The sequence below is a fragment of the Nocardia mikamii NBRC 108933 genome (assembly GCF_001613505.1).
Taxonomy (GTDB): domain Bacteria; phylum Actinomycetota; class Actinomycetes; order Mycobacteriales; family Mycobacteriaceae; genus Nocardia; species Nocardia mikamii.
Map to the genome: position 1 here is coordinate 318,935 of NZ_BDCM01000004.1, position 19,312 is coordinate 338,246.

The following is a 19,312-nucleotide window of genomic DNA, read 5'->3' on the forward strand; positions in this document are numbered from 1 at the left end:
GCGGTCAGTCGAGGGACACGTACACCTCGACCGAGGTGGGGCCGGTGTAGCGTTCGATTTCCGCGGCGTGGGAGCGGGTGATGGTGCCGGCGCTTTCGGCCTTGGCGACCTTGGCCCAGGCGGTGCGGAGCAGGTCGTACGGCTTGTCGGAGACGACGAATTTGGCGTAGCGGCCCGCGGGGATGCGGGTGATCACATCACCGGTGTCGAGGTCGTCGAGTCCGCCCAGTTCGTAGCCGAGCACCGCGACCGCGTGGTCGTCCTGGCCGATGTAGGCCGCCACGCGGGGAACGTTCTTCTCGCGCGACAGGTAGCGGTCCCAGGTGAAGTTCACCAGATCCAGATCGCGGGCGGTCACCTCGCGCCCGGCCAGCGGAACGGTGAGCCCGCCGACGAGGCTCGGTTCCAGGGTGACGATTTCGAAGTCCACGAGTCCCTACCTGTTCCCGTCGGAATCGGCCTGTGCCACACCGTTGTTCAGCGCATCGGTCAGCGGGTCGCTCTGCAGGGCGACGAACACCTCGACCGTGCGCGCCTCCGGATAGTGCTCGAAGTCGCCGGTGTAGGCCCGCACCAGCGCGCCGGCCGCTTCCAGATCCCAGACCGCGCGCCAGATCGAGACGATGGTGTCGCCCAGGTTGTCACCGGTGCGCAGGAAGCGCGCGAACTTCGCCGCGGGGACGCGGGCCAGCACATCGCCGGGCTGCAGATCGTCGAGGCTTTCACACTGATACCCGACGATATGAGTGAGATAGGAACCGATCTCGGGCGCGTGGTCGACATAGGCGGTCGCCGGCGGGCCGGGTAACCGGCGCGCCAGGGTTCGCTTCCACGCCTCTTCCACCTTCTGCCGGCGCGGTCCCTCGACCGCCAGCGCCGGGCTGCGTAGCACCGTGCCCGCCACCAGTGTTTCGTGGCGCTCAACCACTTCGAAATCCACCCGTGTCGCCCCTAATGTCTCGTGTTCAACCCCGTTCCACCCTATCGGCGTGTGCTGGGTGATGGCCGGATAACTCCAATTCGTTTCATCACAGCGTGCCGGATCGGACCGTCATCCGGGTACCGGGACGGTCAGTCCAGGAAAGATCTCCACCTGCCGCGGCGGTGGTGGCGGTGGCGGTGGTGGCGGCGCGGGTGGAATGACGATCACCGGCGGTGGCTGCCGCTCCGACTGCGACGGTGGTTGCAGAATGTCGAACGGTGCGTTCCCGGTCGGCTGCGGCGGCGCTGCCTGCGTCTCCGGCTCCGCGAACGGCCCGGCCGAATTCGGCGGCGGGGGCGCCGCGAACGGCCCGGCCGCGGCGCTCGGATCGGCGTCGGCGAACTGCTCGACCGGCGTGCCGGCGAGCGCACCGTCCATGGTGCGTTTCCAGATGTCGGACGGTAGCCCGGAGCCGTAGATCAGGCCGCCGCCCGCGGTACGGATCGGCTCGGGCTGATCGGTGCCCACCCACACCGCCGTGGACAGCGAGGGGGTGAACCCGATCATCCAGGCGTCCTTGTTCTCGCCGGTGTCACCGAGCTGCGTGGTCCCGGTCTTGGCCGCCGACGGCCGCCCCGCCAGATTGTGGCCGTTCGAATATCCGGGGATGGGCTGCATCGCCTTGGTGGTCGTATCGGTGATCCCGCGCGGGAAGCGCTGCTGCGGCGGCGGCAGCTGCCCCGCCCCCGGCGCCCCGCGATCGAGCAGTACGCGGCCGTCCCCGGCCACCACCCGCTGCACGAAATACGGCTGGTGATAGCTGCCCGCCGCCGCGATCGTGGCATAGGCCGAAGCCATGTCGACGGGCCGCACCGAATACACGCCGAGCACGACCGTGGGCGCCGGCTGCCCGTCCGGCTCCGACAGCGAGGTGCCCGGCACACCCGGGATCTGCAGCGGAATACCGGCCTGATGGGCGGCATCGGCCACCGACCGCGGCCCGATGGCCTGCGTGAGCCGGATGAAACTGGTGTTCAGGGAACGCTTGTAGGCCTCGGCGAGACTGCAGGTCCCGCAGGATTCGCCCTCGACGTTGGTCACCCGCACCCCGTTCACCACGACCGGCGAACTGTCCAGCTGGGACGTCAGCGTAAAGCCCTGCTGCAGCGCCGCCAGCATGGCGAAGGTCTTGAACGAGGACCCGGTCTGCAAGGGGGCCTGCGCGAAGTCGTAACCGACTCCGTCCTCACCGCCGTAGTAGGCCCGGATCGCGCCCGACCGCGGATCGATCGACACCACGGCACTGCGCAGCTGCGGCGGCTGGCCGTCGAGGGTGCGGTGCACCGCGTCCAGCGCGGCCTGCTGCGCCTTGGCGTCGATGGTCGTCGTGATCTGCAGCGCCCCGGTATTGATCTCCTGATCGCCGATTCCCGCGGCGCGCAACTCCTTCAGCACCTGGGTGCGGATCAGCCCGGCGGGGCCGCGGGCGGCGTCGTCGTCGGGTTTGGGGGGCGGCGCGATCGTCGGGAACTCCACTTTGTCGCGTTCGCCGAGCGGCAGCACGCCCATCCCGACCATGCCGTCGAGCACATAGTTCCAGCGGGCCTTCAGCTGGTCGAGGTGCGTCTCGGGGTCCAGGATCGATGGCGTCCGTACCACCGCCGCCAGCACCGCGCCCTCGGCGAGGGTCAGCTGCGAGACAGGTTTGTCGAAGTAGGCCCGCGCGGCGGCGGCGATCCCGTAGGCGTCTCGGCCGTAGTAGATGGTGTTGAGGTATGCGGCGAGAATGTCGTCCTTGCTCCACTGCCGCGCCATCTTCGCCGAGATCACCAGCTCCCGCATCTTGCGCGACAGGGTGCGTTCCGAGCTGAGGAAGGCGTTCTTGACGTACTGCTGGGTGATGGTGGACCCACCGCCCGCATCGTCGCGGCCGAGCAGATTGTCGCGCGCGGCCCGCAGGAAGGCCGGCGCCGAGAATCCGGGATTGCGGTAGAAGTCGCGATCCTCGGCCGAGAGCATGGCGTCGCGCATGGTCTGCGGCACCTCCGACAGCGGCACCGGTGTGCGGTTCCCTTCGGGGGGAACGATTTTCGCGAGGACCGTCGTTCCGTCGGCCGCGGTGACGGTGGCGATCTGATTGGTCTGCACCGCACTCGGATCGGGTATCTCGGCGCTCCAGTACGCCAGTACCAGCAGCAACGACGGAATCGCGACGAAGATCAGGAACAGCGCCAGCAGCAGGCGCCGAATTCGCTGCCCGCGAGTGCGCGGCGGGCGGTCGCCGGCGCCGGCCGGTTTCTCGCGGCGGCGGGGACGGCCGCTGTTCGGCCGGGACGCACCGTCGAGCTGCTTCCACCCTGCAATCGAGGCATAAGGCGCCGTTTCCGGGCGGCCACGCCGCGGTTTGCGGGTCGAGCTCACGATCATCTCCTCCCGGAGCGTTGGCGAACCAGCGAGAAACAACGATCCCGACCAGCCTACGGGGCCGGTCGATGGTCGACCAGAACAGCTAATGCCCAGTAAATCGCAAACTCACTCGGAAACCGGGTGCGACCGGCCGACGGCCCGTCGGTGTGAGCGGAACAACGGCGACGGCAACCGGACTCGCGGCCGTCCGGGCCGACGCGCGACGGGGGCGAGACGCAACGGGTACTCGACGCCGCGCCGACGGCCGGGTTGCCGATTCGGAAACGGATGAATTAGACCTTCGGCGTGCATTGTGTGAAGTGGGGCACCAGCGGTCGTTCCGGATGGTAGCTCGTCGAACTGCCTGGTAGCTTCCGTTTTGCTCCCGTGCAACGTCGCGCATCGCATTCGACCTCTCACTCGCCGAACGTCTTCTTCCTGCCTTCCGTGTGCCTCTGCCGTCCAGCAAGAGGCGGGAATCGTCATATTCGTCCACCGCCGATCGCGCGGGTCGTCGTCGACCCCGAAATCGGTGGTGGTGTCGATGGAGCCGTCATGACACGCACCCTCGCGATGCCTCCGAATCGCGTCCTCGAAATCCCCCACGACGTCGTGCGCAGTCGTGGCCTGCTGACGGGCTACTTCGCCGGCCTCGGCGTGGTGATGGCCGTCTGGGGAACCCGCATCCCCGCCGTCCAGGAAGCCGCCGGACTCGGCACGGCCGGGCTGGCCGGGGTCCTGCTCGCCGCGGCGATCGGTATGGTCGCCGGACTCCAGGTGGGTGGTCGCCTCGCCCGTCCCGCGCGATTGCCCCCGCTGCTGACCGCCGGCGGAATCGGTCTGGCCCTCGGCCTCGCGTTGGTCGGCAGCTGCCGAATGCCGCTCGCGCTCGCCGCCGCCGCGCTGTGCTTCGGTGCCGCGCACGGTGTCTTGGACGTCGCGGCGAACTCCGCCGCGGTGCGCTGTCAGAACGCCTACGGCCGGCCGATCATGTCGGGCCTGCACGCGGCCTACAGCCTCGGCGCACTGGGTGGGGCGGTCATAGCCGTTGTGGCCGCTCATATTTCGCACACCTACGTCTTCGGTGTCACCGCGGCCGCGGTCGTCCTCGCGACGATCGCGGCGGCGCCCGCCACGCGCTGCATCGGCTCGCCGGTTGCGGACACGGCGGCGGTGACGCGTGAGCGTGCGCCGGGACTGTCCCGGTCTCGGATCTGGTTGCTGGGCGCACTGGCCGCCGCATGTCTGCTCGGCGAGGGCGCGGCCGCCGATTGGTCGGCGGTGCACCTGACCGGGCTGCACGCCTCGGCCGCGATCGGCGCCGCCGCCTACGCCGCGTACAGCGCCGCGATGGCGGGCGGCCGCCTCGTCGGCGATCGACTCACCACCCGCTTCGGGGCGCCGAAAGTCGTTCGGACGGGTGCGATTGCGGCCTCGGCCGGACTTCTCACCGGTGTGGCGGTGAACGATGTGCCGTTCGCGCTGGTGGGCTGGGCCGTCTTCGGTCTCGGCCTGGCCGTCACGATTCCTTCGCTGTTCAGCACGGCCGGGACGGGAGGTCCGCGCGCCGTCGCCGCCGTGGCCGTCGCCGGATATCTCGGACTACTCGCGGGACCGGCCCTCATCGGTGCCGTGGCCACCGTCACGACCCTTCCTGTCGCCCTCGTGTTGCCCGCCCTGCTCGCCGCGGGCGTGGCCGCGCTGTCTCATCGAGCATTGGAGAACCAGTGGTAAGCCTTGAATCCGACCCGCCCGCCGACATCGACGCGGTCATCTTCGACTACAACGGTGTCATCGGTCTGCAGCCCACGACACCCATGTGGAGCGGCCTCGCCGAACTCGCCGGATGGCGCGCCGACGACCTCACCCACTTCCAGACCACGTTCTGGAGCGCCCGCGAACCCTACGATTCCGGCGAATTCGACGACACGGACTTCTGGACCGCGGTACTCGGCCGCCGGCCCGAACCGGAATTGCTCACCCGGTTGCGCGAGGTCGACACCGCCCTGTGGACGCGGACCGACCACCGCGTCCTCACCCTCCTGCGGCAGGTCCGGCAGGCGGATCTGCCGATGGTGCTGCTGTCCAACGCGCCCCATCCGGTCGGCGATGCGCTCGATGCCTCCGACTGGCGTGGGCTGATGACCGATGCCCTCTACTCGGCCCGTCTCGGCATGAACAAACCGCACCCCGACACCTACCGAAATGCCCTGGCCGCCACCGGAGTCGGTGATCCCGGCCGGGTGCTGTTCATCGACGACCGACCCGACAACTGCGAAGCGGCGGCACAGCTCGGCCTGCGAACCCTCCACTACACCGGCTCACCCGCCGATATCGAAATACACCTCGATTTCGGCGCCGGCCGCCTGATTTCGGGAGCACATGGGTAACTTCCCGGGCACGGAGAGGCGGAGGAGTCCGACGTTCCGCTAGCTCTTGACGCCGCCCGCGGTGAGGCCGGAGATGATGCGGCGCTGGAACAGCAGCACCATGATCACCAGCGGCACGGTGACGATGATGCCCGCCGCCATGATCGCCGCATAGGGCTGCACCAGCGGATCGTTACCGGAGAACCGCGCGATCGCGACCGTCACCGGCTCGGTCCGGTCCACCGAGAGCAGACTGGCCAGCAGGTACTCGTTCACCGCGGCGATGAACGCCAGGATCGCCGTGGTGAACACCGCGGGCGCGGCCAGCGGCAGCATCACCAGCCGGAAGGCCTGGAACCGGGTGGCGCCGTCGATGCGGGCCGCCTCCTCGAGTTCCCACGGCAGTTCGGCGAAGAACGAGGCGAGGACGTAGACCGTCATCGGCAGCACGAAGGAGATGTTCGGAATGATCATCGCCTGGTAGTGCCCGATCCAGCCGATGTTGGTGAACAGCTGGAACAGCGGCGTCACCAACACGACCACCGGGAACATCGAGGCGCTCAGGATCAAGCCGGCGACCAGCGTCTTACCGCGAAAAGCCATGCGCGCCAGCGCATAGGCGGCCATCATGCCGATCAGCAGTGCGATCACGGTGGTGGCCGTGCCGATGACGACGCTGTTGGTCAGCGCCCGCCCGAAGTCGTTGCCGCGGCTGGTGTCGAACGCGTTGCGGAAGTTCTCGAAGGTCACGTGGGTGGGCCACGGGGTGTTGTCGAAGGTGTAGTCCGGATCGCGGAAGGCGGTCACCGCCATCCAGTAGAACGGGGCCAGGCCCCAGATCAGCACGATCAGCGCACCGACGTACACCCGTGCGGACCGCCACGGTTTGCGGCCGGAGGTAGCAGTGGTCATCAGTGTGCCTTCCGCTGTTCTTCCTGCGTCGCCACCGCATTGGCGCCCAGTATCTTCACCAGCACGAACGCCACCGCGAAGATCATCAGGAAGGTGAGCACCGACAGCGCGGCCGCACTGTTGGAGCCCTGCCGCACCTGATCGACCACGAGGATCGAGATGGTCCGGGTCGCCGGGTTGCCCTGCATCATGATGGCCGGAAGGTCGTAGAGCCGTAGCGCGTCCATGGTCCGGAACAGCACCGCGACCAGCAGCGCCGGCTTCAGCAGCGGCAGCGTGATGTGGGTGAAGCGCTGCCAGGCCGAGGCCCCGTCGACCTTGGCCGCCTCGTACACGTCGTTCGGAATCACCTGCAGTCCGGCGAGGATCAGCAGGGCCATGAACGGGGTGGTTTTCCAGACGTCGGCGATGATGACGGCGAATCGCGACCACCACGGATCGGTCTGCCACAGGATGTGCGTATGCAGCACCCGGTTGACCACGCCGTTGTACTGGAACATGAATTCCCACAACCGGGCCGTCACCGCGGTCGGGATCGCCCACGGGATCAGCACCGCGGCGCGCAGCAGCGCCCGCCCGCGGAACGTCTTGCCCATCACGGTCGCCATGCCGAGGCCGATGGTCGCCTCCAGCGTCACCGTGATCACCGTGAACAGCAGGGTGATGCCGATGGCCGCCCAGAACTGGGAACCCAGGTTGCCGGTGGGGCAGGGCTCGGTTCCGCCGCCGGGCAGGGTGCACTGCTGCAGCAACCAGTGCGTGTAGTTGCTGAACCCGGCGCTGCCGCCTTCGACGAACATGCCGGTGGCGGGGTCGAGTCCGGCGTCCTTCTGGAACGACATCCACACCGCGCGCACCACCGGATAGCCGATGACGACCGCGAGCGCCACCAGCACCGGTGCGACGAACAACCACGCGCGTCCCGACCCCCGCGGGAGCCGTAAGCCCCGGGAGTTACTGTCGCGCTTCGGTTTCGGGCTCACCGGCTGATCGTCGGGTGGCGCGAGATCGGTCGCACCCGAAGGACTCGACACGTTCAACTCTCCTACGGGGCAGACTGCGGACAGGGTCAGGAGCCGGCGGCTTCGATGCCCTTCTGCATGCCGATGATCGCGTCATCGACTGATTTCTTACCGGTCAACGCAGCATATGCGTTGTCCTGGATGGCCTTCGACACCGCCGGATAGAAGGGGGTCACCGGACGCGGCACGGCGCTGGCGATCGAATCCTTCAGCGCGGGCAGGTACGGGAACTTCGCGATCAGCGCCGGATCGTCGTACATCGACGACCGCACCGACGGGAACGCGCCCTCGGCGACGATCCGCTGGGCGTCCTCGCTGATCAGGAAGCGCAGGAAGTCCAGCGCGGTGGCCTTGTTCTTGGAGTAGGCGCTGATGGCGGCGTTGTAACCACCGAGCGTGGAGGCGCCGATGCCGTCCTTACCGGGCAGCGGGGAGACGCCGAAGTTGCCCTTCACGGCGGAGGAGTCGGCCTGGGCCACACCGTAGAAGTTGGGCCAGGTGCGCAGGAACAGCAGCTTGCCCGAGGCGAAGGCGTTCTGACTCTCCGGCTCCTTGTAGGAGATGGCCTCCTTGGGGATGTCGCCGTTCTTGTAGGCGTCGGTGAGCACCTGCAGGCCGGCGCGCGACTGCGGGGAGTTCACGGTCGCGGTTTTGCCGTCCGGGCCGACGAACGAGCCGCCGTAGGCGTTGATCACCTCGGCCGCGTTCACGGTCAGACCTTCGTAGGGCGCGAACTGCCCTGCGTAGCAACCGATTCCGTGGTCACGCGCGATATTGCAGTCGGCCAGCAGCTCCGGCCAGGTCTTCGGCGGATTCGGGACCAGATCCTTGCGGTAGTACAGCAGGCCGCCGTTGGTGTTGCGCGGCGCGGCGTAGAGGGTGCCCTGGTAGGTCGCGCTGGCGACGGTCGGCGAGAGCAGCGTGGAGGTATCGAGAGCGAAGGAGTCCTTGAGCGGCTGGATCCAGCCCTTGGCCGCGAATTCCGCGGTCCACGGCACGTCCAGCGCCATCACGTCGTAGTCGGACTGCTTGGCCCGCATGTGCTGGGCCAGATCGTCGTACTGCTGGGAGGCGTCGTTGGACTGCTCCTTGAACGTCACCTGCTCGTTCGGATGGGCGGCGTTCCACCGGTCGATGAGCTGCTTGACCGCACCCGTCTCGGTGGTGTCCTTACCCTCGACATAGGTGATCGGGCCGCGGCCGCCCAGGTTCTGGCCGGTCGGGTTGCTGCCGTCGCCGCTCGAACAGGCGCTCGTCAACCCGGCGGTGAGCAGCGCCACCGAGGCGGTGGCCAGTGCGGCGCGGGACACGAGGGACGAGCGTCGTGACGCGGCGCGCGCGCGAACCTTGCGCGCCTTGTTCGAGGACGCCTTGTTCAAAGCCATCGATACTCCAGGGTCGTAACGAACACAGGTGCCATGCGTGAGCGCCCGCACACTGCGCCGGTTGCACAAGGCAAGATACATTGTTCGGCTGCTCCATGGGATTCGGCGTCCGCCCCCGCCCTCCGTGGTTACGCAAGCTGCCGCCTCCGGACGGGTGCTACCGCCGGATGGGACTCGGCGTCCGCCCCCGCCCGATCAGGTGGCCATGTCGGTGGGTTCTCGTATCCTGGCCCTCGATGTCGACCCAGATGCCGCAGGACAAGTTGCTCACCCGGATCGGTGGGCTGTTGCGTCAGGCCGAGTCGACCGACAACGAGCACGAGGCCGAGGCCTTCATGGCGGCTGCTCAGCGCCTGGCGACCCGTTCGTCGATCGACCTGGCGGTGGCGCGCGCCCATATCGCCGGTCGCGAACGCCGCCCGGCGCCGATGCAGAAGGTCGTCGCGATCGGCGAGTCGGGAAAGAAGGGACTGCGCACGTATGTGCAGCTGTTCGTGGCGATCGCCGCGGCCAACGACGTGCGCTGCGATGTGACCCGCACATCTACGCAGGTCTACGCCTACGGCTTCGATACCGATATCGCGACGTGCGAGGCGCTGTATACGAGCCTGCTGGTGCAGATGGTGCGCGCGTCCGACCACTACATCAAATCCGGCGCCTACAGATCGGCGACGGTGGAGAAGATCGTGGTGGAGACGCGGTGGGGTCGCAAGGTGCGGCGTCGCATTCAGGCCCCTGTCGCTGCCGTGACGGCTCGGCTGAATTTCCAGATGGCGTTCGCCGACCGGATCGGCCGCCGGCTCGCACAGGTGAAGGCGGATGTGGAGGCCGAGGCGGTGGGCGCGGATACGACCGCCGCCGAATCCGCGGGCACCGCCCTGGCGCTGCGCAACAAGGACCTCGAGCTCACCGATTTCTACTCCCGCATCTCCGAAGCCCGCGGTACGTGGCGCGGCCCGCAGGAATCGACCGGGTACTCGCCGGCCGCGCGCCGTGCGGGTGATCGGGCCGGCCGAAGCGCACGGCTGGGTTTGTCCCCGGAATTGCCGACCGGGCGAGGGCGTCTCGAAGCGCCCGGAGCATGAGTCGCGCGAGAGCGGCGCAGTGCGGTGCCCCCCTGATGTGCCCGTCGCAACGTGAGCCGCACGGAAACCGCCTGCTCAGTCGGCACGGCACGGATGACGGTGGTCGGAGGAAGACCGCCGCTCCGGCCTGCGGCCGGGTGCCCGGCTCCGAATCTCGTGGCGCTTGCCGTGCGCGTCCGGCAAGCGTGTGGATGCGGATACGCCGCGCGAACGGGCGGCACCGTGGCGGGAAAGCGTTGTGACGCCGCGGGATTCGCAGCGCAGCCGGGTCTACGATGCCGAGGGCCTGGTGCGGCGGATATTCGAACGGGCCGAGGAGTTCGGGGCCCGCACGGTCGACTTGCACGGCTCTCAACTCACACTGCCGATCGAGCGGAAGTTCGCCTCGGTCGAGTCGGTTCAGAGTTATGTCGACCGCGTACTGGCGCTGAATTGGGTACGCGCGCAATGGGTTCGAGCGGGCACGCCCCTCGTCGTGCGGGCCCGCGCCGGCACCGCGGCGGCACATTACGAGACCGGCCGCGCCGTGCTGGCCGTCCCGTTGCATACCGGCGGAACCGCATGGGCGCTGCGCGAATTGGTTGTCCTGCACGAACTCGCCCACCACTTGGAGCCGCCCGGCGCCGACCTCGCCCCGCACGGCCCGGAATTCTGTACGCGCTACCTCGAGCTGGTCGACGGGATCATCGGCCCGGAAGCCGCCCTTCTTCTGCGCGCCACTCTGCACGACTGTGGCGCCCGAGTGGGCTGAACCGGGTTCGGTCGACTGGGACGATCGAACCCGATGCCCGGCGAGGTGGGACTTCTTCGCGCGTAGTCGAGATCGGGGTGTGCCGGCCGCAGACGGCATGCCGACGTCCCGGGCCGTACCGCACGGCCCGGGACACGAGCGCTACTGCCCGGGCGCCTCCGCCCGCACCGTCGGGTCGATGAGGCCGAATATCTCGCCCTGGGGAGCCTGGACGACGGCCGAGCGGCCGAACGGGGTGTCGTCCGGGCCCATCAGGACCGTGGCGCCGAGTTCGGTTGCGCGAGAGAGTTTCTCGTCCGTCCCGGCGACCTGGAACCAGGTGAGCCAGTAGGGCGGGTTGTCGCCGGGCGCGTTGCCCGCGTCCATGACACCGCCGGCGACGTCCGCCCCGGGCGGGGAGAAGGTCGAATAGACGAAATTCTCGCCGTCGCCGATCTCGTCGAAGGTCCAGCCGAAGACGCGGCGGTAGAACTCCTGGGCGGTGGCGTAGTCGCCGGTGTGCAGTTCGTTCCAGCAGTAGGAGCCGGGTTCGTTGTAGATACCGGCGCCGGTGTGGGCCTTGGCCTGCCAGACGCCGAAGATCCCGCCGGTGGGATCGGAGGCCACGCACATGCGGCCCACGTCCATGACGTCGAAGGGCGGGACGAAGACGGTGCCCCCGGCCGCGCCGATGGCCTCGGCGACCGCGTCGACGTCGTCGGCGGCGAGGTAGGTGGTCCATACCGAAGGCATCGGCGCCTCGCCCATCTTGGGCCCGATTCCGGCCGCCGGTTTACCGCCCAGCATCGCCATCAGATATCCCCCGGCCTCGGGCGGACTGTCCAGGATTTCCCAGCCCAGCAAACCGGAGTAGAAATCGCGGGCGGCCCGCGGATCATCGACCGAGCAGTCGACCCAGCAGGGCGTACCCTGCGGCCACGCAGAATCACGAGTGGGCATTGCGGAACTCCTATCGTGTGTTCGAGCACGTGAGAACTGCCGATGGCACACGATCAGCTAATCACAGACCGGCGGGCGGGAAAACCCTCTTCCCGGCCGCGTCGACGCGGGGGATGTCGCGATCAATCCAGAAGCCGGAGCACCCGCTCCAGCCGGTTCCGCCACCACGTCGCCCGCTCCGGATCGGGGTGGCGGAAGCGTTCCAGCAGAGCGGGATCCGGGGCCGGCGGGGTGTGCGGAACGCTCAGATATCCGTCGACCGGGCGCAGCGAATCCGCCACCACATCGCCGGCGAACAGGTTGACGGTGCCCAGCCCGCAGGCGTGGTCGAGTTCCGGCAGCGCGCCGGCCAGCGCGAGCTGGGCGGACAGTCCGACGCTCGTCTCCAGTGCCGAGGAGATCACGCACGGCAGCCCCGCCGCCTGCGCCACCCGCAGCGCCCGTCGCACCCCGCCGAGCGGCGTGCATTTCAGCACGGCGATGTCGGCCGCTCCCGCCACCGCGACCCGCAGCGGATCCTCGGCGCGCCGGATGGACTCGTCCGCGGCGATGGGAATGTCGATCCGCCGCCGGAGCGCCGCCAGCTCCTCGATCGTCCGGCACGGTTGCTCGGCGTATTCCAAACCCTGTGCGGCACGGTCGATCTGCCGCAGGTTCGCAACTGCCGTATCGACGTCCCAGACCGCGTTGGCATCGACCCGGACGGCGCCGTCGCGGCCCAGCGCATCGCGCACGGCCGCCACCCGCTCGATATCCTCGGCGAGCGATTCGGGATGATCGGCGATCTTGACTTTCGCGGTGCGGCAACCGGATTCGGCGACGATGGAATACGCGCGCTGGGGTCCGACAGCGGGGACGGTGCAGTTGACCGGAATCCGGTCTCGGACCGGTTGCGGCCACCCGTCCTCGATCTGCTCGACGGTGGTGGCCAGCCAGTTCGCGGCCTCCCGATCGTCGTACTCGACGAACGGGCAGAACTCACCCCACCCGCGCGGGCCTTCGAGCAGCATCCCTTCGCGGACGGTGATGCCGCGGAAGCGAGTCCGCAGCGGAATCGCGTACACCAGCGCCGACGCCGGATCCAGATCGCTCACCCGAGCCAGCCTAACCATCGCGGGCCGGGTGTTCGCGCACTGCGGTTCCGAGCCGCCGGCGCCCGTTCCGCTTCTCTCGGCACCGCGTCGAGCACGGCTGCCGCAACGATTTGCCGCCGCACACCGGCGCCGTCACCTGTCCAGGTCAGCGCCGCGAAACGGCGACAAACCGGTTGTGCTTGCGAGCGCGTCCGGTGGGCGCTTCCATGGGTAGCTATGGAGTTCTGGCCGGAACGCCCGCCGCTGCGACGCGGCGATGCCGTGCTCAGCGCCGTGGTCTATCTGGCCGGTTGTGGTGTGGCGTGGGTGATCTGGCGTTACGGCCTGCCGTACCGGGATATGGCGCAGCAGCGCACTCGTCCCGGGCACAGTCATCTGCCGCTGGCCTACGCCGCGGTTTTCCTGGCTCTGGTGGGTGCGCTGCTGCTGGCCGGGCGGTGGACCCTGCGGGCATTGCGGGAACGCCGCCCGGCCTGGCGGTATGCGCTGCTCACCCTGCCGCTGCTCGCCGAGGCATGGCTCCTCGGTTTCGCGGTGGCGCTGGTCGTGGTGTCGGTCTGACGATCACAGCCGCTCGTAGATGGTCGCGTTCGCCAAACCGCCCGCCTCGCACATGGTGTGCAGCCCGAAGCGAGCGCCGCGTTCGTGCAGCGCGTGGACCAGCGTGGTCGCCAGCCGCGCACCGGAGGCGCCGAGCGGATGCCCCAGCGCGATCGCGCCGCCGTTGACGTTCACCCGGGACAGATCGGCACCGGTGTCGGCCGCCCAGGCCAGTACCACCGAGGCGAAGGCCTCGTTGACCTCGAACAGATCGATATCGGCCAGCGACAGTCCGGAGCGCTGCAACACCTTTCGAGTCGCCGGGATCACCGCGGTGAGCATCAGCAGCGGATCGTCACCCGCGACCGCGAAACTGTGCAGCCGGGCCAGCGGCCGCAGGCCCAGTTGCGCGGCCTTCTCACTGGTCATGATCAGCACCGCCGCGCTGCCGTCGTTGATCTGGCTCGCATTGGCGGCGGTCACGTTCCAGCCGATCTCGGGGAACCGGGCGGCGTAGGCCTCGCTGTAGTAGGCCGGCCGCAGCCCGGCCAGGGTCTCGAGAGTGCTGCCGACCCGGATGCCCTCGTCGGTGCTCAACCCGGCCAGCGGCGCGAGTTGTGCCTCGAAGGATCCGTTCTTCGTCGCGGCGGCGGCCTTCTCGTGACTGGCGAGGGAGAACTCGTCCATGGCGGTGCGTGAGATCCCCCAGCGCGCGGCGATCAGTTCCGCGCTGATCCCCTGCGGTACCAGCTCGTCGGGATACCGTTCGGCGAAGGCCACCCCGTTGATGTCGGTCGCGCCGGCCACGCTCGACCCCATCGGCACCCGGCTCATCGACTCCAGCCCGCCGGCGACGACGATGTCGTAGGCCCCGGCCAGCACGCCCTGAGCGGCGAAGTGGATGGCCTGCTGGCTGCTGCCGCACTGCCGGTCGACCGTGGTGGCCGGAACGGATTCCGGATAGCCGGCCGCGAGCGCCGCCCGGCGGGTGATGTTGACCGACTGCTCGCCGATCTGGGTGACCACGCCGCCGATGACGTCGTCGATCAGCACCGGATCGATCCCGCTGCGCCGCACGACCTCGCGCAGGCTGTGGGCGAACAGATCGACCGGATGCTGGTCGTGCAGCGCTCCGGTGGCTTTGCCCTTCCCGATGGGGGTGCGTACGGCCTCGACGATCACTGCGTCTCTCATGGCGATTCCTCCGGTATCGCGCCGTTGCGACAATCTGACTTAGTCGCTCTAAAGTCAGGGTAGGAGCTGACATTAGTTATGACAAGTCAGAGTTGGTATGATCGTCGTCATGCCCGTGAAACTGGAAGGACCCCTGCGTGACCTGAATTCGTGGAAGCCGGACGGCTGTTCCATCGTGAAGGCCCTCGACATCGTCGGCGCCCGCTCGGCGATGCTGATTCTGCGCGAATCCATCTACGGGACGACCCGCTTCGACGGTTTCGCGGCGCGGGTGGGTATCACCGACGCCGCCGCGGCCGCCGCACTGCGCAAACTCACCGACGCCGGCCTGCTGCGCAAACAGCCGTATCGCGAAGAGGGTAAGCGCACCCGCAACGAGTACGTACTCACCGATATGGGCCGGGATCTGCTGCCGGCGATCTTCGCGCTGTGGCAGTGGGGGGACAAATATCTGCAGGGCGGGGTGCCGCCGCTCGAGCGGGTCGAGGACACCACCGGCGAACCGGTGCGGGTGGAATTGCGCGGCGCCGGAGGCGATGAAATCGGACTGGAGGACATCCGGATCCGCGTGAACCAGGATTGGCGCCGGCCACGCGGTTGAACGGCGGCACTCGCGGGCCGGCGCGTGTCCACCGCATCGCGAACTGCCCCCGATTGCCGGAAAGCATTCGGGGGCAGTCGGTTTCGATGACTAGGTCAGTCGCCGACCGTCGGTCGGGTCGAAGAAGTAGGTGTGCTCCGCATCGGTGGTGAGTGTCAGCTTGTCGCCCTTCTGCGGCGGATTGCGCCAGTCGGCGCGGGCGACGATGGTCTGATCGCCGCCGGCCTCGCCCAGGGTGCGGCCGTAGATGTAGGCGTCGGAGCCCAGCTCCTCGACCACATCGATCTCCATGGCGACACCGTCGGAACCGCCGGCCAGATCGAAGTGCTCCGGCCGGATACCGACCACCACGGTCGCACCCGCGGCATCGGCCACCGCGCGCGGCAGCGCGATCGAATGTCCGCCGAGGGTGACCGAACCGTCCGACACCGGCAGCGTGAACAGATTCATCGCCGGTGAACCCATGAAGCCCGCGACGAACAGATTCGCCGGATCCCGATACAGATCCCGCGGCGAGGCGCACTGCTGCAACAGTCCGTCCTTGAGCACCGCCACCCGGTCGCCCATGGTCATCGCCTCGACCTGGTCGTGGGTGACGTAGACGGTGGTGGTGCCGAGCCTGCGCTGCAACTGGGCGATCTGCGTGCGGGTCTGCACGCGCAGTTTCGCGTCCAGGTTCGACAGCGGTTCGTCCATCAGGAACACCTGCGGCTGCCGCACGATCGCGCGGCCCATCGCGACACGCTGGCGCTGACCGCCGGACAGCGCCTTGGGTTTGCGGTCCAGGAAGTCCTGCAGGTCGAGCAGTTTCGCCGCCTCCAGCACGCGCTGGTTGCGTTCGGCCTTACCGACCTTGGCCATCTTCAGCGCGAAGCCCATGTTCTCCGCGACCGTCATATGCGGGTAGAGCGCGTAGTTCTGGAACACCATCGCGATATCGCGCTGTTTGGGTTCGGCGTCGGTGACGTCCCGGTCGCCGATCAGGATGCGGCCGTCGTCGACCTCCTCGAGTCCGGCCAGCATGCGCAGCGAGGTGGATTTGCCGCATCCGGACGGTCCGACCAGTACCAGGAATTCGCCGTCGGCGATCTCGAGATTCAGCTTGTCGACAGCGGGTTTGGTACCACCCGGGTAGAGCCGGGTGGCGTGGTCGAAGGTGACCGTGGCCATGGTGAATCAATCCCTTCACCGGCAGGAACGTGCCGGACGATCCGAGTAGAGGGGGCGGTGCGCGCCCCACAGTAACCCAGCGCACCGCACGGGGTGCAGCGGGCGAGTAGCCTCGTCAAGGGCCGCTGACCGGCCGCGAGAGCAGCTCACGAGACGAAGGAGAATCGGATGACTCGACCGGTTCGCATCGGAGTTCAGCTACAGCCGCAACATGCTCCCGATTACGGATTGATCCGGGATGCGGTGCGCCGGGCCGAGGATGCGGGCGTCGACATCGTGTTCAACTGGGATCACTTCTACCCTCTCACCGGCGATCCCGACGGCGCGCATTTCGAATGCTGGACCATGCTCGGTGCGATCGCCGAGCAGACCGAACGAGTAGAACTCGGTGCACTGGTGACCGGCGGCGGATATCGCAATCCCGATCTGCTCGCCGATATGGCCCGCACCGTCGACCACATTTCCGGCGGCCGGCTGATCCTCGGCATCGGCGCCGGCTGGTTCCAGAAGGACTACGACCAATACGGCTACGAATTCGGCACGCCCGGAACACGTCTGGCGTTGCTGAAGGAATCCCTCGCGCGCATCGACGCCCGGCTGCCGAAACTGAATCCGCAACCGACGCGCCACATTCCGATTCTGATCGGCGGCGGCGGTGAACGAAAGACGTTGCGACTGGTGGCCGAATACGCCGACATCTGGCACAGCTTCGCCGATATCGAAGCGCTGGAACGCAAATCGAAGATCCTGGCCGAACACTGCGCCGAGGTCGGCACCGACGCGAACCGGATCGAGCGGTCGGTGTCCTGGCCCGGCGCCGAACAGGCCGAGCGGCTGGTGGGCGCCGGGGCGACACTGTTCACCGTGGGCGCCGGCGGGCCCGACTACGACCTGAGCGTGGTGGAGCAGGCCGTCGCATGGCGGGATAATTTCAATCCGGAGTCGGTGACCGGTATCGCCTGATCGAACACCGCCCGATCGGACACCGCGGGATCGAATCAGCGGGATTCGATTTCCGCCGGGCGATGTGGCAGGGGCGGCGGCCCGTGGACCCGCGTCGCCGTCCTCGGTGTGCTACCGGCCCGGCTAGGGTTCTCGGCTATGGCCCGTTTGCCCGTCTCGCGCCCGCGTGCGCTGATCGCGCTGATGGCGGCGATGATGCTGCTGTTCGCCGTCGCCTGCAGTTCCGACGGCGGCAGCTCGTCGCAGGCCTCGAACCTGTGCGCACCCCCAGGTCCGTCGGCCGCCTCCCCCGCGCCGACGAAACTGGCGAGCGGTGCGACGGCCGGCGCCGATCGCTACACCACCGCGACGACCGCGCCGCTGAATTCGATCGATATCACCAAGCTCGGCTTGTCCCAGCCCGGTGTGCTCAGCGTGGGCACGCTGTCGGACGCGCCGCCGAGTATCTGCGTCGACCCGTCGGGGACCTTCACCGGATTCGACAATGAACTGCTGAGGGCGATCGGAGCGAAACTCGGATTGCGGGTGCAGTTCTCCGGTACCGAATTCGCCTCGCTGCTCTCACTGGTCGCCACCGGCCGGTTCGACGTGGGGTCGTCGAGCATCACCACCACCGATGCGCGGCGGCAGCAGGTCGGTTTCACCAACGGCTACGATTTCGGTTACTTCTCGCTCGTGGTGCCCAACGGCAGTGCGATCCAAGGGTTCTCGGATCTGAAACCGGGCGTGCGGATCGGCGTGGTGCAGGGCACCGTGCAGGACGAATACGTCAGCGGAACCTTGCATCTGGACGCGGTGAAATTTCCCGACTACAACACCGCCTACGCGAATCTGAAGACCGGGCAGATCGATGCCTGGGTCGCGCCCTCCCAGCAGGCCACCGGTGCGATCAAACCGGGTGATCCCACCTCGATCGTGCAGAACACCTTCAGCCTGGACAATTTCACCGCCTGGGCGGTCCGCAAGAACAATCAGCCGCTGATCGACGCCCTCAATTCCGGTCTCGACGCGGTGATCGCGGACGGGACCTACGCCAAGCTCTACTCCGACTGGGTGCCGCGCCCGCTGCCGCCGGGCTGGAAACCGGGCTCCAAATCCGCGCCGATGCCGCAACTTCCGGACTTCGAGAAGATCGCGGCCGAACATCAGCACAGCGATCAGCAGAATGCGCCGAAATCGACGCTGGAGCAATTGAAGGAGACGTTCTTCGATTGGTCGTTGTACCGCAAGGCATTTCCCGACCTGTTCAAGACGGGTCTGCCGAATACGCTGATTCTGGCGCTGGTTTCGGGGGTACTGGGCACGCTGATCGGCGTCCTGCTGGCGGTGGCCGGTATTTCGCGCACCCGCTGGTTGCGGTGGCCCGCGCGGGTCTACACCGACATCTTCCGCGGTTTGCCGGCCGTGGTGATCATCCTGTTGATCGGTCTGGGCATCGGCCCGATAGTCAAGGGGATCACCGGGAACAATCCGTATTGGCTGGGCGCGGTCGCCCTGGCGCTGCTGGCCTCGGCCTATATCGGCGAGATCTTCCGCTCGGGTATCCAATCGGTGGAGCCGGGGCAGTTGGAGGCCGCGCGGGCGATCGGATTCGGCTATCGGCAGTCCATGACGCTGGTGGTCATTCCGCAGGGCGTGCGGCGGGTGTTGCCGGCGCTGATGAACCAGTTCATCGCGCTGATCAAGGATTCCTCGCTGATCTACTTCCTCGGCCTGCTCGCCTCGCAGCGGGAACTGTTCGCCGTCGGCCGCGATCTGAATTCCCAGACCGGAAATCTGTCGCCGCTGGTCGCGGCGGGCCTGGTCTATCTGCTGCTCACCATCCCGCTCACCCACCTGGTGAACTACATCGACCGCCGATTGCGCACCGGCCGCGCCGAAGCCGCCGCCGACGAAATCGACCAGGCAGTCATCACGGAAGGACGCGGAGCGTGAGCGACCAGAATCCGAAGGGCGTGA

At 67.9% G+C, this 19,312-nt stretch carries 18 protein-coding genes; 8 read left to right on the forward strand and 10 right to left on the reverse strand.

The annotated features are described in order from the left end of the window. Nucleotides 1–4 precede the first annotated feature (4 nt). The 3 genes from NMI01S_RS06335 to NMI01S_RS06345 all read right to left on the reverse strand — a co-directional run bounded on the left by NMI01S_RS06335 (nt 5) and on the right by NMI01S_RS06345 (nt 3,349). Nucleotides 5–430: a GyrI-like domain-containing protein gene (locus NMI01S_RS06335; RefSeq protein ID WP_062995020.1), complete on the reverse strand. Its 426-nt coding sequence runs from the start codon at nt 428–430 to the stop codon at nt 5–7. Between the two features lie 6 nt (nt 431–436). Then, a complete protein-coding gene (locus NMI01S_RS06340) occupies nt 437–940 on the reverse strand; it encodes a GyrI-like domain-containing protein (protein ID WP_062995021.1) in 504 nt (167 codons plus the stop codon). 111 nt (nt 941–1,051) lie between these two features. Then, nucleotides 1,052–3,349, reverse strand: a complete 2,298-nt coding sequence (locus tag NMI01S_RS06345) for a transglycosylase domain-containing protein (RefSeq protein WP_062995022.1) — start codon at nt 3,347–3,349, stop codon at nt 1,052–1,054. A 534-nt stretch (nt 3,350–3,883) separates the two neighbouring features. Between NMI01S_RS06345 and NMI01S_RS06350 the strand changes: the two genes are divergently transcribed. Both NMI01S_RS06350 and NMI01S_RS06355 read left to right on the forward strand, forming a co-directional pair. Beyond that, a complete protein-coding gene (locus NMI01S_RS06350) occupies nt 3,884–5,062 on the forward strand; it encodes an MFS transporter (protein WP_218020928.1) in 1,179 nt (392 codons plus the stop codon). After that, the gene (locus NMI01S_RS06355) at nt 5,056–5,718 is read left to right on the forward strand and encodes an HAD family hydrolase (protein ID WP_062995023.1); all 663 of its coding nucleotides are present in this window, start codon (nt 5,056–5,058) and stop codon (nt 5,716–5,718) included. Before NMI01S_RS06350 ends, NMI01S_RS06355 begins: the two co-directional genes overlap by 7 nt. Before the next feature lie 39 nt (nt 5,719–5,757). Here NMI01S_RS06355 and NMI01S_RS06360 read toward each other — a convergent pair whose 3' ends face one another. The 3 genes from NMI01S_RS06360 to NMI01S_RS06370 form a co-directional block, all read right to left on the reverse strand. Next, nucleotides 5,758–6,609, reverse strand: coding sequence for a carbohydrate ABC transporter permease (locus tag NMI01S_RS06360; RefSeq protein ID WP_062995024.1), 852 nt, complete (start codon nt 6,607–6,609; stop codon nt 5,758–5,760). Continuing rightward, complete coding sequence (locus tag NMI01S_RS06365; protein WP_062995124.1) at nt 6,609–7,592, reverse strand: carbohydrate ABC transporter permease; 984 nt, start codon at nt 7,590–7,592, stop codon at nt 6,609–6,611. The genes NMI01S_RS06360 and NMI01S_RS06365 overlap by 1 nt, the downstream gene beginning before the upstream one ends. A gap of 86 nt (nt 7,593–7,678) precedes the next feature. After that, complete coding sequence (locus tag NMI01S_RS06370) at nt 7,679–8,941, reverse strand: ABC transporter substrate-binding protein (RefSeq protein ID WP_439956235.1); 1,263 nt, start codon at nt 8,939–8,941, stop codon at nt 7,679–7,681. Between the two features lie 323 nt (nt 8,942–9,264). Between NMI01S_RS06370 and NMI01S_RS06375 the strand changes: the two genes are divergently transcribed. Both NMI01S_RS06375 and NMI01S_RS06380 read left to right on the forward strand, forming a co-directional pair. Continuing rightward, entirely contained in the window at nt 9,265–10,101 is an 837-nt protein-coding gene (locus NMI01S_RS06375) for a DUF2786 domain-containing protein (protein WP_062995125.1), read from the forward strand. Nucleotides 10,102–10,339: 238 nt separating this feature from the next. After that, nucleotides 10,340–10,852, forward strand: coding sequence for a TIGR04338 family metallohydrolase (locus NMI01S_RS06380; protein WP_062995126.1), 513 nt, complete (start codon nt 10,340–10,342; stop codon nt 10,850–10,852). Between the two features lie 141 nt (nt 10,853–10,993). Here the strand turns inward: NMI01S_RS06380 and NMI01S_RS06385 are convergent, their stop codons facing one another. Both NMI01S_RS06385 and NMI01S_RS06390 read right to left on the reverse strand, forming a co-directional pair. Further along, entirely contained in the window at nt 10,994–11,791 is a 798-nt protein-coding gene (locus tag NMI01S_RS06385; RefSeq protein WP_062995026.1) for a VOC family protein, read from the reverse strand. A 122-nt stretch (nt 11,792–11,913) separates the two neighbouring features. Next, complete coding sequence (locus tag NMI01S_RS06390; RefSeq protein ID WP_245716731.1) at nt 11,914–12,885, reverse strand: o-succinylbenzoate synthase; 972 nt, start codon at nt 12,883–12,885, stop codon at nt 11,914–11,916. A 216-nt stretch (nt 12,886–13,101) separates the two neighbouring features. Between NMI01S_RS06390 and NMI01S_RS06395 the strand changes: the two genes are divergently transcribed. Next, nucleotides 13,102–13,446, forward strand: coding sequence for a hypothetical protein (locus tag NMI01S_RS06395; protein WP_062995028.1), 345 nt, complete (start codon nt 13,102–13,104; stop codon nt 13,444–13,446). Nucleotides 13,447–13,449: 3 nt separating this feature from the next. Here the strand turns inward: NMI01S_RS06395 and NMI01S_RS06400 are convergent, their stop codons facing one another. Next, the gene (locus NMI01S_RS06400) at nt 13,450–14,619 is read right to left on the reverse strand and encodes a thiolase family protein (RefSeq protein WP_062995029.1); all 1,170 of its coding nucleotides are present in this window, start codon (nt 14,617–14,619) and stop codon (nt 13,450–13,452) included. 109 nt (nt 14,620–14,728) lie between these two features. On the opposite strand from NMI01S_RS06400, the gene NMI01S_RS06405 reads away from it, so the two are divergent. After that, nucleotides 14,729–15,220: a winged helix-turn-helix transcriptional regulator gene (locus NMI01S_RS06405; RefSeq protein WP_062995127.1), complete on the forward strand. Its 492-nt coding sequence runs from the start codon at nt 14,729–14,731 to the stop codon at nt 15,218–15,220. A 90-nt stretch (nt 15,221–15,310) separates the two neighbouring features. Here the strand turns inward: NMI01S_RS06405 and NMI01S_RS06410 are convergent, their stop codons facing one another. Then, on the reverse strand, nt 15,311–16,390 hold the full coding sequence (locus NMI01S_RS06410) for an ABC transporter ATP-binding protein (RefSeq protein WP_062995030.1): 1,080 nt from the start codon (nt 16,388–16,390) through the stop codon (nt 15,311–15,313). A 168-nt stretch (nt 16,391–16,558) separates the two neighbouring features. Here NMI01S_RS06410 and NMI01S_RS06415 point away from each other — a divergent pair, with 168 nt between their 5' ends. Together NMI01S_RS06415 and NMI01S_RS06420 are read left to right on the forward strand one after the other, a co-directional pair. Continuing rightward, nucleotides 16,559–17,353, forward strand: a complete 795-nt coding sequence (locus tag NMI01S_RS06415; RefSeq protein ID WP_062995031.1) for an LLM class F420-dependent oxidoreductase — start codon at nt 16,559–16,561, stop codon at nt 17,351–17,353. Nucleotides 17,354–17,491: 138 nt separating this feature from the next. After that, entirely contained in the window at nt 17,492–19,288 is a 1,797-nt protein-coding gene (locus tag NMI01S_RS06420) for an ABC transporter substrate-binding protein/permease (RefSeq protein WP_062995032.1), read from the forward strand. Nucleotides 19,289–19,312: the final 24 nt, after the last annotated feature.

Bases quoted from the DNA above. Each gene is read 5' to 3' on its own strand.
- NMI01S_RS06410 (WP_062995030.1), bottom strand. From the start codon at position 16,390: ATGGCCACGGTCACCTTCGACCACGCCACCCGGCTCTACCCGGGTGGT.
- NMI01S_RS06395 (WP_062995028.1), top strand. From the start codon at position 13,102: ATGGAGTTCTGGCCGGAACGCCCGCCGCTGCGACGCGGCGATGCCGTG.
- NMI01S_RS06385 (WP_062995026.1), bottom strand. From the start codon at position 11,791: ATGCCCACTCGTGATTCTGCGTGGCCGCAGGGTACGCCCTGCTGGGTC.
- NMI01S_RS06360 (WP_062995024.1), bottom strand. From the start codon at position 6,609: ATGACCACTGCTACCTCCGGCCGCAAACCGTGGCGGTCCGCACGGGTG.
- NMI01S_RS06350 (WP_218020928.1), top strand. From the start codon at position 3,884: ATGACACGCACCCTCGCGATGCCTCCGAATCGCGTCCTCGAAATCCCC.
- NMI01S_RS06420 (WP_062995032.1), top strand. From the start codon at position 17,492: ATGGCCCGTTTGCCCGTCTCGCGCCCGCGTGCGCTGATCGCGCTGATG.
- NMI01S_RS06345 (WP_062995022.1), bottom strand. From the start codon at position 3,349: ATGATCGTGAGCTCGACCCGCAAACCGCGGCGTGGCCGCCCGGAAACG.
- NMI01S_RS06415 (WP_062995031.1), top strand. From the start codon at position 16,559: ATGACTCGACCGGTTCGCATCGGAGTTCAGCTACAGCCGCAACATGCT.
- NMI01S_RS06375 (WP_062995125.1), top strand. From the start codon at position 9,265: ATGCCGCAGGACAAGTTGCTCACCCGGATCGGTGGGCTGTTGCGTCAG.
- NMI01S_RS06405 (WP_062995127.1), top strand. From the start codon at position 14,729: ATGCCCGTGAAACTGGAAGGACCCCTGCGTGACCTGAATTCGTGGAAG.
- NMI01S_RS06400 (WP_062995029.1), bottom strand. From the start codon at position 14,619: ATGAGAGACGCAGTGATCGTCGAGGCCGTACGCACCCCCATCGGGAAG.